At 55.6% G+C, this 11,537-nt stretch carries 8 protein-coding genes; 1 reads left to right on the top strand and 7 read right to left on the bottom strand.

The genetic code is table 11. The features are described from left to right. Positions 1-42 precede the first annotated feature (42 nt). From AC2FFA_RS08950 to AC2FFA_RS08930, 5 genes are all read right to left on the bottom strand, one after another. The gene (locus AC2FFA_RS08950; RefSeq protein ID WP_496851222.1) at positions 43-1,707 is read right to left on the bottom strand and encodes a Na/Pi cotransporter family protein; all 1,665 of its coding nucleotides are present in this window, start codon (positions 1,705-1,707) and stop codon (positions 43-45) included. A 240-nt stretch (positions 1,708-1,947) separates the two neighbouring features. Then, positions 1,948-3,300: a (R)-1-hydroxy-2-aminoethylphosphonate ammonia-lyase gene (gene pbfA, locus AC2FFA_RS08945; RefSeq protein ID WP_496670348.1), complete on the bottom strand. Its 1,353-nt coding sequence runs from the start codon at positions 3,298-3,300 to the stop codon at positions 1,948-1,950. 106 nt (positions 3,301-3,406) lie between these two features. After that, positions 3,407-4,855 carry a phosphonoacetaldehyde dehydrogenase gene (gene phnY / locus AC2FFA_RS08940; RefSeq protein ID WP_496670345.1) on the bottom strand — a complete coding sequence of 483 codons (1,449 nt, stop codon included), beginning with the start codon at positions 4,853-4,855 and terminating at the stop codon, positions 3,407-3,409. Positions 4,856-4,873: 18 nt separating this feature from the next. After that, positions 4,874-6,118, bottom strand: coding sequence for a phosphonoacetate hydrolase (gene phnA, locus AC2FFA_RS08935; protein WP_496851220.1), 1,245 nt, complete (start codon positions 6,116-6,118; stop codon positions 4,874-4,876). 18 nt (positions 6,119-6,136) lie between these two features. Then, entirely contained in the window at positions 6,137-7,324 is a 1,188-nt protein-coding gene (locus AC2FFA_RS08930; RefSeq protein ID WP_299897721.1) for a 2-aminoethylphosphonate--pyruvate transaminase, read from the bottom strand. A gap of 120 nt (positions 7,325-7,444) precedes the next feature. Here AC2FFA_RS08930 and AC2FFA_RS08925 point away from each other — a divergent pair, with 120 nt between their 5' ends. Beyond that, the gene (locus AC2FFA_RS08925; RefSeq protein ID WP_496851219.1) at positions 7,445-8,335 is read left to right on the top strand and encodes a LysR substrate-binding domain-containing protein; all 891 of its coding nucleotides are present in this window, start codon (positions 7,445-7,447) and stop codon (positions 8,333-8,335) included. Positions 8,336-8,360: 25 nt separating this feature from the next. Here AC2FFA_RS08925 and AC2FFA_RS08920 read toward each other — a convergent pair whose 3' ends face one another. Together AC2FFA_RS08920 and AC2FFA_RS08915 are read right to left on the bottom strand one after the other, a co-directional pair. Continuing rightward, positions 8,361-10,382: a putative 2-aminoethylphosphonate ABC transporter permease subunit gene (locus tag AC2FFA_RS08920; protein WP_496851217.1), complete on the bottom strand. Its 2,022-nt coding sequence runs from the start codon at positions 10,380-10,382 to the stop codon at positions 8,361-8,363. Continuing rightward, complete coding sequence (locus AC2FFA_RS08915) at positions 10,379-11,494, bottom strand: putative 2-aminoethylphosphonate ABC transporter ATP-binding protein (RefSeq protein WP_117873033.1); 1,116 nt, start codon at positions 11,492-11,494, stop codon at positions 10,379-10,381. The genes AC2FFA_RS08920 and AC2FFA_RS08915 overlap by 4 nt, the downstream gene beginning before the upstream one ends. Between the last annotated feature and the right edge of the window lie 43 nt (positions 11,495-11,537).

Raw genomic sequence — 11,537 nt, 5'->3', positions numbered from 1 at the left:
TTGCTTTTGCAGATTTGAGAGCGAACTCTCCTTGGCTTTCGGCTACTCCGCAATTTCGTCGATCAACCGCGTCTCCAGAAGCTGGCCATTCTGGTACAAAACCGGGTACGCAATAGATGCAATGTGGCTGTTGAACTCTCGGAACGCACGTAACGTCTCAAGATGAATATCACTGGTTTCGAAGCTTTCCCGTGACCCGTGCTGCAATCGGCGCAGGTGTCGTTTTCGGCTTTCACGTTCCACCCGTTTGATTTCGGTCTTCTCGAGGCTGAGCAGGCGCGCGCTTTCCAGATCGTCTGAAATGAGTACGTTTGAAGCCAGCTTCACATTAGCCAGAATGCCCTCGTGCATCTGAACAAGTTCCGACCAGCCTTCCTGCGAGAAACTCGAGCCCTTGGCCCGCATTTCACCCGCCAACACTGTCAAGCGCTTGGCAACGACGTCCCCGGCCGTCTCAAGCCGGATAGCGAACTCCATAAGGTCGCGTGCAGTTTTTGCGTCCCTTTTTTCGTATACATCTGGCGGGATCGCCGAAACAAATGCCCTGATCCCGGACAGACAATTGTTCACGTCTACGTCTATGGCTTGCACCGCTCGGATCTGATGTTTGTCCCCACTGCGATACAATTCCAGGCAAGGCCGAAACATGGTTTCGACAAGGTCGCTCATCCGCAACAGCTCACGCTTGAGGCTCGGCAGGGCCTGGCTGGGATTTGCGACGTTGCCTATGTCCAATGCGCTGGCCGGTCGTGCCGGTTGCGGTACATTTTCCTTTTTCTGATCAGGCAAGAACCTTTCGAACGGGCCTTTCAATTTGCCACAAAACGGTAAGGCGAGGACCAGCAGCGACAAATTGAACACAACGTGCACATTGACCAGCATCTGCCCGCCTTGCGGATCGCCCAATAACCCGGTCCGCAGAGCCATGTTGGCCGCAAATAAACTCATCAAAGCCCAACTGCCACGCAATGCCAGGTTGGCGTAGGGAATGCGCCGGGCCGGGGCTGGCATGGCGCGGGTGAGCCAAATCGGAATGAAGGCAGAGCCGAAGTTTGCGCCAAAAACCAAGGACATTCCGGCGGCAAACGGGATCGCTCCGATCTGTACAAGCGTCACACACATGAGGATGGCCGCCACCGAGGAATGCATGATGAAAGCCAAAGCGCCCCCTACAAGGAACGCGGTGATGTAATCGCGCGCCAGATAATCCGCCACAGCAGGCAGAAACGCACTATCCCGAATGGGATCCATCGCCTCGCGAAGGAACCGAAGCGAGATCAGGATAAAGGCCACACCCATCAGGATACGCCCCAGTTGTCGCGTTTTTTTGGCTTCGGTCTTTACGAACAGATACCCCCCAACCGCCAACAGCATTGGAACAAGCCAGTCCAGCCGGAACGAAAGTATCTGGATGATCAGCGCCGAACCCAGATCGCCGCCAAGTACAATCGCAAGGCCGGCAGGAAAACTGAGCATTCCACTGGCCGCAAATCCCGAGGTCAACAGAGCAACAGCCGCCGAGCTTTGCAGCACAACCGCCATCGTCAACCCAACCACCGAAGCCTGCAGGTAACTGCGCTGTTGGGTCATTACACGCTGGAACGACGCGCCATAGCTGCGCTCGATCCCGGTTCGCACCATACGGACCGCGTAAAGAAGCAGCATCGTCGCCCCGGCAAGGCTGATAAGGAAGCTGACAATTGCCATACTCTACCCCGTTATTATTGTTGGCTCAGTGTATCGCAGCGCATGGTATTTTTCATGTGTCTGACCGCGATTAGGAAGTGTTACATCCCATTGTGGCCCACAAGGCGTAAACTCCTGTGTGTTTCACTGCAACCATTTCAAAGCGTTTTGACGGAACACCCGTCGCTTATGAGGTTGGCCAAGAGGTCCCGGAAGGGCGCGATCACTGATCCTATTGTGACACGAGGTTGGTCGCGGACGTCAACTCTCGGCCTTGATTGCGGCAATTACAATGTCGATTGCGCGGTCCAGGTCCAAACGCGAGATGGTCAGCGGCGGTGACAATGTCAGAACGCACCCCTGGCTGATCTTATAGCTTAGACCGGCCTCGAGGCAGGCATAGTATATCCGTTCGGCGCACGCGTTCCCCGGCGTTTTGTCGGCGCGATCATCGACGATTTCAATCCCGAACATCAGGCCCCTTCCCCGGATGTCTCCGACAATCGGAACGTTCTGAAGTTCATCCATCAAGCGACCAATGGCATGTTCACCCAGTTCCGCTGAACGGTGAACCAAGCCTTCGTCTTCGATGATCTGGATCGTCGTCAAAGCGGCCCGGGCAGTGACCGGGTTCTTTTCGTGCGTGTAATGTCCGATGGCAAAATCTCCGCAAACATCCAGCTGCTTACGGGCAACGCAGGCCGCGACGGGCAGGATGCCGCCGCCAAGCGCTTTCCCAAGTGTCACGATATCCGGGATGATCTCGTCATGCTCAAAGGCGAACATCTTGCCAGTCTTGCCAAGACCCGTTGGGATTTCATCCATGATCAAAAGCGCCCCGTGACGGTTGCACGCCTCGCGAACCGTCTTCCAGAACCCCGGCGGAGGGACATAGGGCACAGCGCGCATCGGTTCCGCTATGACAGCCGCCACATCTCCTTCACGCTCGAGGACATATTCGACCATTTTCGCGCAGGCCAGTCCGCAGGTTTCGGGGCCCGTGTGATTGTACGGGCATCGATAGCAGGCAAAGGGGGCGACATGTTCGGTACCGGACAGGAGGGGGCCTGCGATATGACTGCGAAACGTCGCCTCTCCGCCCACACTTGCGGCGCCGAAACCAGCGCCATGGAAGGCATCCCAGAAGCTGATCGTTTTGAACCGACCCGTAGCGGCGCGTGCAATCTTGAGGGCGACCTCGTTGGCGTCAGAGCCGCCGGTGGTAAAGAGCATTTTCCCCAGATCGCCAGGCACGATCTCTGCCAGTTTCTCGGCCAACTCTACGGCCGGATCATTGGTGAAGCGGCGTGGCGCAAAAGGAAGATCGTCAAGCTGTGCCTTAATGGCGGCAACCAAACGGGGATGGCCATAACCGATGTGGTGCACCGAGTTGCCATGGAAATCCATGTACCGGCGGCCCTCCATATCCTCGATCCAGATCCCCTCGGCCTTTGCAATGGTGCTGACGCAAGGTGAGGATAGAGATTGATGCAGGAACACGTTCGCATCGCGTTTGAGCAATGGTGTTGACTTCGGCCCCATGGACTTTTGCAACCACACCTTGCGCGCCTCAGACGTGTTTGATTCCCCTTCAGTATGGACAATTTGTGGCATGTCCGCTCCTCTTTGCCGTCATCAAATGATGCGGACCCCGCAAGGCCCGCCAGTACCAGGGAGGAACTGTGTTACCCTTTCCACAGATGGGGAAAAGGCGGTACGCTTAGTTAGGCCACGGCAACGAATAGGTTTTGACGTTGGTGAAAAACTTCATTGCTTCGATGACGCCTTCCTTCACCCCGTTTCCACTGTCCTTGATGCCGCCAAAGGGCGACATTTCAATGCGATAGCCCGGCTGTTCCCAGATGTTGCAGGTGCCGACATTCAACCCGTTGATGAAAGCAATCGCCCGGTTCAGATCGTTTGTGCAGACACCCGAAGACAGGCCAAACTCGGTGCCGTTTGAAATTGCCATCACCTCTTCGTCGTTGTCCGGCACGCGAACGATCGGCACGATAGGACCAAAGGTTTCCTCCATCACCAATTCGCTGTCATGGGGCACCTTGTCGACCACGATAGGTGGCAGCAGCGCACCCTGACGGCCGGGGTGGTACAGAATTTCAGCCCCCTCTTTTTCCGCCTGAAGAACACGGTTTTCAAAAATCTCGGCGGCCTTGCCATGGATCACGCATCCCAGTTCGGTTTCCGGGTCTTGCGGATCGCCGAACTTGATCTTCTTCGCCTTCTCAAGAACCAGCGGCACAAACTTGTCGGCCACACTTTCCTGCACGAGTATGCGCTTGACCGCCGTGCAACGCTGACCGGAGTTTCCTGTAGCCCCCGCCACGGCAATTGTTGCCGCCTTGTCCAAATCGGCCTCAGTGAGGTCATTCAGAACGATCAGAGGGTCGTTGCCGCCAAGTTCCAGCGCCTGACGCTTGTAGACGCCTTTTTCGGCGATCATCTTGCCCACGGGCACACCGCCGGTAAAGGTGATGATATCGATGTGTTCATTGGTGATCATCTCGTCGCCAATGTCGCCGGGCCAACCTGTCACGACCTGGAACATCTCGGGCGGCAAGCCGGCCTCATAAAGAATGTCAGCCAGTGTCAATGCGGTCAGCGGCGTCAGTTCAGTCGGTTTGCAAACCATGCAATTGTTGGTGGCAATCGACGGCGCGATCTTGTGGCTGACCATGTTCAGCGGGTGATTGAACGGCGTGATCGCACTGATTGCTTTCACCGGCTCTCGGGTGGTGAAAATCTTGCGGGCCTTGCCGTTATGGGTCAGGTCGCAGGAAAAGATCTCACCATCATCCTTCAGTGCCTCGGCCGCCGCGAATTGGTACACGTCCTGCGCGCGTTTGGTTTCGTAGATCGCATGCTGGTGACAGATCCCCAACTCCAGCGTCAGCCATTTCGCAAGATAGTCGCGCTTTTCGCCAATCAACTCGCCTGCCCGTTGCAGGATTTGGCTGCGCTCGTATCGGGTCAGCTTGGGTTTGTAATTCGCCGCAATCTCAAAAGCCCGGCGCGCATGTTCGGCTTTACCGGCTGGTACGTGGCCCACGACTTCGTTGGTGTACGGGTAGAGAACGGGAACAGTGTCGTCGGTAAAGACAATCTCGCCACCGATCCGCATTCCCTCGTTACGTACTTCGATTTTCGACATGGTCTGATCTTTCATAGCTTACTGTGCCGCCGCTGTTGTTGCGTAAAAGAAGGCATCGAAATTGCGCAGCACGGGTTGGTTCGGCAGGTCGATGACGCGGTTCACGATGAAGGGGACTTCCTGTTCGGTCAAACCGCCATGACTGCGCAACGGTTCTTTGAGCGCTGCCAGATCATGGCGATGCTCGGACGTGCCGATACAGATGTTTTCGCCGGAAACCATCACGATGTCGCCAATGCGGTCGCCTGGCAATTCGAATTGCTCGATCGCTTCGGCCTTGGTCAGCACATGCGTAATGCCGTTGGTCACCTTGAGCTTGCCGATGATATCGTCCCGGTCTGCTCCGTCAGGCAAATAGGCGGTTGCGAAGGAACCCAACGCGCCATGATGCACGACGTATGGATCGGTAATCGGAAGGATGACCCGTGCCGCGTCCTTGCCCAGCCATTCGTCCATCAGGTCCTGCACGTAAACTACAGAGGGCGATCCATCCGCCAAATGCTTGGGCTTCATGCCGTGATCCGCGGTCACCACGATGGCCGCACCCAATTCATCCAGTTCGCCAAGATACCGGTCGAACATGGCATAGAAATCGAGTGCGCCTTTTTGATCGGGTGCAAACTTGTGCTGGATATAGTCGGTGGTCGACAAATACATCACGTCGGGCTTGAACTCTTTCAGCAGCTTGACGCCAGCGGCAAAGACAAATTCGGAAAGCTCTGCCGAGTAAACCTCGGGGACGTCCATGCCCAGCCATTTGCTGGCGTTGTCGATGCCGTGTTCCGCCAGCGTCGTTTCACCCGACCGTTCGGAAGAAAACGCGACCGCCCTGCCTTCGTCAAACTTCAGCCCGGCACCTAACAGCGCGCGCAGCTTGTCCTTGGCGGTTACCATCGCCACGCGGAAACCCGCGTCGTAGAACTGGGAAAAGATGGTCGGCGCACGCAGGAAGCGGACATCATTCATCATCACCTCTTCACCACTGTCTGGGTCGATGAGGTAGTTGCCACAGATTCCGTGCACGATTGGAGGACGCCCGGTGGCAATCGAAAGATTGTTGGGGTTGGTGAACGACGGGATAACGGAATGTGCCAGCCGGTCCGTGCCCTCTTCCCGCATTCGCTTGAGGTTGGGCATCAGCCCTTTCGCAATCGCGACATCGAGGTATTCAGGTTCACATCCATCAAGGCAGATGGCAATGGCGGGCACCTTCGGCGTCGGATAGACGCGCTCATTTGCTTCGACAGGAGTTTGGATAGTCATCTGTGTTTTCCTTGATGTTTAAGCGGCCAACTTGGCGCGTTCTTCCAGTGCCCGGAGAGGAGGAGCGGCACTTGTAACGCCCATTTCGTCCAGGGATTCTTTTGCTGCGTTCACAACCTTACGCATGACGTCTTCGTCCATCTGACCGATACATCCGACGCGGAAACTGTCGACGACGGTCAGCTTACCCGGGTAGATAATGAACCCTTTGTCTTTCATCAGGTTATAGAACTGATCGAATACGAACTTCTCGTCGGCGGGGCAGAAGAACGTAACGATGATCGGGCTCAGCCAACGGTTGTCCAGCAGTGTTTCGAAACCCAGTTCGCGCATCCCCGAAACCATAACGTCCCGGTTGCGGGTGTAACGTGCGCCGCGGCCGGCAACGCCGCCTTCAGCAGCGTGCGCCCGAAGCGCTTCGATGAAGGCTGCAACCACGTGCGTCGGCGGGGTAAAGCGCCATTGACCTGTCTTGTTCATGTGCGCCCACTGGGCGTGCACATCCAGAGACAGGGAATGACTGTTGCCCTTTGCGGCTTCCAGTTCGCTCTTGCGCGCCACAATGAACCCAAAGCCCGGAACGCCCTCGATGCACTTGTTTGCAGAAGATACCATGGCGTCATATCGAATATCTGTGGGCCTGAGCTCGATCGCACCAAAGGCAGACATCGAGTCTATCAACAGCTTGCGACCGGCTGCATATGTGGCCTCGGATATTTCCTCGACAGGGTTCAAGATACCCGAGCTGGTTTCGCAGTGAATGGCAACAACATGCGTGATGGCCGGGTCATCCGCGAGAATACGCGCAACCTCGTCGCCCCGTGGCGGCAGGTAATCGCCCTTGTCCAGCACGATATGGTCCCGGCCCAGGTACTGCAATGTCTGGGCTGAACGCTGCCCGTAGGCGCCATTGGCCAATACCAGCGCCTTTCCTTCCGGCGGGATGAAGGATGCCAGCATCGCCTCGACTGAAAACGATCCGCTGCCCTGCATTGGGACGCAATCAAACGCGTCAGCGCCCTCACCAAGCAGGTCCAGCAGGCTTGATCGTACTTCCCGGGTCATGGCGCGAAAGTCGTCGTCCCAGCTGCCCCAATCGCGCAACATGGCCTCTTTCACGGCATAGGACGTCGTCAATGGCCCGGGTGTCAAAAGGTATGGTTCGCCGAGGCGCGGTTGCTCGATTTTTGGATGGGATGGCGTCATTACCAGGCTCCAGAACAGCGTTTTCACAAACACCATTGCAGCAACGGTTGCTATATGTGAAATTGCAAATATCAATCTAATTATAAGTACAGCCTATGCATTAATCATTGGGGACCGGTGATGCGGCACAGCCAGCTCAAAGCCTTTCATTACGTGGCCAAACATGGCGGGTTTTCCCGCGCGGCCGAGGCACTTTTTCTGACGCAGCCGGCGATTTCCGAACAGGTTCGAAAGCTGGAACAGGATCACGACCTGTTGTTGTTTCAGCGCGAACGAAAACGCGTGAACCTCACCCCCGAAGGCGAACAGCTTTACCAGTTCACAAAGCAGTATTTTGAGATCGAAGATCAGATCGAGGACTACCTCTCGGAAACCAAGGCCGCGATCGACGGGGAATTGCGGATCATTGCCGACTCAGCGCATCACATGACGTCTTTCCTGGGTTCGTTTCAAAAGAAGTATCCCAAAATCACCATCACCGTGCGGTCCGGAAACACCGAAGAAATTCTGGAAGAACTTCGGTCGTACAACGCAGAGATCGGCGTTGTTGGCAGCTTGTCTCCTGGCAAGGATATGGATGTGTTGAATCTGGGATCCACTGAAATCGTGGCCTTCGCCGCGCAAGGTGTGCTTTTGGCATCCAAACCTTCGCTTTCTTTGGAAGAGTTGGCCGATCAGCCGCTGGTTTTCAGAGAGCATGGGTCAAAAACACGTCAGAAACTGGAAGAAGAAGCCGAAAGGCGCGGTATCACGTTGAATCCTGCAATCGTTGCGGAAGGGCGCGAGGCCGTACGCGAGCTTGTAGCCTCGGGTGCAGGCATCGGATTTGTCTCTGAAGCAGAGTATGGGCACGATGATCGGTTGCGGCAAATCAAGCTGAAAGGCGTGAAGTTGCAAATGGGTGAAAGCATGATTTCGCTTTCGCAACGGCGCAACGTAAAGATCATCCGAGCCTTTATGGACTTCGCCCAGCGCGCGCTGGAAGAAAAAAGCCCCGCCGCCGATACCTGATCAGCGGCGGGGCAGAGTTCTTTGACTACCTGCTTCGCCAAGCCTGAGTGCGCTTCAGAATGCCTTTTGAAGCAATCAGATGAACGATCCGGGCAGCAGCGTTGGTGTAAAAGATCATCATACCCATTGCCGCCGCCGGTGCGATATCCCCGGCATCATCCATGTTCAGCACCGCGATGGACGCAAGCGTCGTTTTGGGAGAATAAAGAAACACCACTGCCGACACGGTCGTCATCGCGTTGACGAACAGATAGATTGAGATATCCAAAACCGCTGGCAGGCAAACCGGAACCGTTACCCGTGCAAACAGCTTCATCGTTGGTTGTTTGAGCGAAGACGACACCGACTCAAATTCTCTGTCCATTTGCTTGAGCGCGGTGACGGCCGTCAGGTGCGACACGGTGTAGAAGTGGGTCACTGTACAAATCACCAAGATCGCCATCGTGCCGTAAATCCCATTCAGCGGGTTGGATGGGTTGTTGAAGAAGAAGATATACGACAGCCCCAATACCATGCCCGGGATCGCCATCGGCAGCATCGCAAACATCTGGAAAATCGACCGTCCGGTTCTGAACCCGTTCGATTTTTCCACCAAATAAGCCCCGAAGAACACAACTGTCGTGCCGATAACCGCCGTCAGCAACGCCAGTTTGATCGAGTTGAAATACGATCCCCAGCCGCCGCCGTCCATTCTGTTGAACTGATAGTTCTTGAGGCTCAGGCTAAGATCGTACGGCCAGAACTTGATCAGCGCCGCAAACTGACACACAGCCAGAAGACCGACGATGAACAGGCCGACCAAGCTGCAGTAGATCAGGAATATGCGATCAGCCTTTGGGTTTGGAGTCGGCTGATACGGCACAGAACGCGCCGAAAGCTGCGCCACCTGCTTGGACTGAACCATCCGGTCGATGGCAAATGCCAGGATGGCCGGGATGACAAGAACCACCGATACCACAGCGCCCATCTCAAAATTCTGCTGACCGATCACCTGTTTGTAAATATCCACTGCAAGCACGTTGAATTGACCGCCGATGACCTTGGGTAGACCGAAATCGGTGATCACCAGATTGAAAACAACAAAGGCCGCTGAGATCAGCCCATAGCGGGCCCCGGGTATCGTTACGGTCCAGAAGGTTCGCCATGGCGTCGACCGCAAGCTGGCAGCAGCTTCATACAGGCGCGCGTCAGATATCGCGAGCGCGGTCGATATGATCAGGAATGCGTGCGGAAAGGTAAAGAAAACCGATCCGATCACGATGCCGATGGGGCCGTAAATGCTGGCACCAAACAGCAACTCCTTGATCATCCCCTGGTTGCCGAAAAGGTAGACCAACGCGATGCCCGGCAAGAGCGACGGAACCAGGATCGGTGCCATGGCAATGAGGCGAAAAACGCCTTTGAACCGCATGCAGCTTCGGTTCAGCGCATAGGCGAACCAAAACGCCAGCGTCACCGTTACAATGGTGCTGACAACCGAAATCCAAAGAGAGTTCTTGATCGAATTGAACAGTGCCGGTGTCGAGAAGTAGTTGATGAAATTATCCAGCCCTCGCGACTGGACCGGCCGCATTTGCACCCGGCGGAACGTGTTGGAATCAAGCTCGACCCAATCGGCGCCTTCATTCAAAGTCGACCCGACCAGAAAGCGCCCGGTATCCGTTGTGTTACGGATCTTGTACATGACCGGGCTGCGAAAGCTGAAATCAGGGAAGAGTCCGGTCACAGGCAAACGTCCGTCCGAGCCCGTCACCAGATCAGTGTCGGAAAAGACCCTCAATTGCCTGTTCAGTTCGTCAGCCGACAGGATCGTTCCATCGAATACGCCTGCATCGTCACTTACCTGAAACTCGTACTGGGACAGTTCTATCCGATAGGTCGAGAACGACTTGGAGAGCATCGTGTAAAGTGGCAACGCCAGCGTCACCACCAGATATAGCGCGATCACCATCATGCTTCCGCGCATCAGGATGTCGTCGCGGCTGAGCTTGGGCTTGATGTCCGGCCCGACTGGCAAGGTGCCTTGGTTGGTCGAAAGCGAGCTCATGCCTCAGCCTCCGGGACGTCAAAAGCCATAAGGCGGTTTTCGGGGAGCTCAATCACCATGCTGCGCCCTTCTTCCAGCTCAAGACGACGTACAGCGTTAATCGAGAAATCCGCGATTAGTTCCGATGATCCGAACCTCTCGTTGTTCAATCGGCAGCGCCAGAACGAACCCAGGAACTCCATCTCATCAAGCGTGACCTCTATGCAGTTCCGATTGCCACCTGTGTCCAGGTAACCAGCTTCATGAGGGATGATATCTTCGGGTCGAATAGCTGCGATGATCGGGGTCCCATCGTTGAATTTGTGGCTAAGGCAGGCAAAGGTCTTTTCCCCGACGCTCAATCGTCCGCCTTTGGTAACCTGCGACCGGATCTGGTTCATTTCACCGATAAAGTCGGCGACAAACAGATTGGCCGGCTCCCGGTAGATTTCGGTGGGAGGCCCCACCTGTTCGATCACACCATGATTCATGACCACGATCCGGTCTGCCATGGCCAGCGCTTCTTCCTGATCGTGGGTCACCATCACGGTGGTCACACCCAGCTTGCGCTGCAACTCCTTGATCTCATGCCGCAGATGAACGCGCACTTTGGCGTCCAGCGCCGATAACGGCTCATCCAGAAGCAAAAGACCCGGGTTGGTCGCGATGGCACGGGCCAGTGCAATCCGTTGCTGCTGACCACCCGACAATTGCGCTGGATATTTCTTGCCCTGTTCCGGCAAACCAACCAGATTCAAGAGTTCGTTTACCCGAACAGCGATATCCGATTTGCTGCGGCCGGTGTTTTCAAGGCCAAAGGCGATGTTCTTTTCAATCGTCAGGTTCGGGAACAGAGCGTAGGACTGAAACACAATCCCGAAATCCCGTTCGGACGGGGGGAGATTGGATACGTCCTTGCCATCCTGCATGACTGTACCCTTTGTCTGCAAATCCAATCCGGCAATCGCCCGCAAAAGAGTGGTCTTACCGCAACCGGACGGGCCTAGAAAGCAGACAAATTCCCCTTCATTGATTTCAAGAGAGATGTCCTTGAGCGCCAGAAAGCTTCCGAACGCCTTCCACAAATTCTGGATGCTGAGATACAGTTCACCGGGTGGTGTTTTCTGAAGCACGGGAGAGGTCCTCACATCTGCACCTCGGGCACGGCCGATCCTG

The sequence above is a fragment of the Ruegeria sp. YTSB088 genome, from assembly GCF_059609825.1.
The sequence above is the reverse complement of the archived record's forward strand: the minus strand, read 5'-3'. Positions and strand labels throughout refer to the sequence as shown.